1 protein-coding gene is annotated in these 428 nt (G+C 65.0%); it reads right to left on the reverse strand.

Features of this window, described 5'->3' with window-relative positions:
- The coding region (locus IB252_RS29945) for a DUF5801 repeats-in-toxin domain-containing protein (protein ID WP_225607661.1) at positions 1-428 on the reverse strand (428 nt) is incomplete at both ends.

The following is a 428-nucleotide window of genomic DNA, read 5'->3' on the forward strand; positions in this document are numbered from 1 at the left end:
AGCTCAGGCTCGTCGCATCATCGGGATTGGTGGCATCGGGATGCACCACGGCGCGCAGCTGATCGAGGGTGACGTCACCGTTGGCGGCGACGCTGACCGTGAACACCAGCAGGTTGGTGGTGGCCGTGCGACCTTCGACTACACCGCCGTTGAGCGACAGGTTCACCGCCTCGCCAGTGGCCGTGTCGGTCAGCCCCGAAGCACCGGCCGTCATGCCCAGCGCATAGGTCAGCGTGCCGGCGCCATCAGCGCCAAACGCCGAGCTGAAGTTGGCGGTAAAGCTCTGGGTGGCGTCGGTCGCCAGCACCGTTTCGTCTACCGTCAATATTGGCTCGGTGCCGGTGGTGCTGATGCTTGGCCCATCGTCCTCGAACACCAGGTTCTGCCCGATGTTGAGGGTCGCTTGGGCACTGTCGCCGTCCTTGTCG

Origin of the sequence: Pseudomonas sp. PDM10, from assembly GCF_014852295.1 — a bacterium.
Taxonomy (GTDB): domain Bacteria; phylum Pseudomonadota; class Gammaproteobacteria; order Pseudomonadales; family Pseudomonadaceae; genus Aquipseudomonas.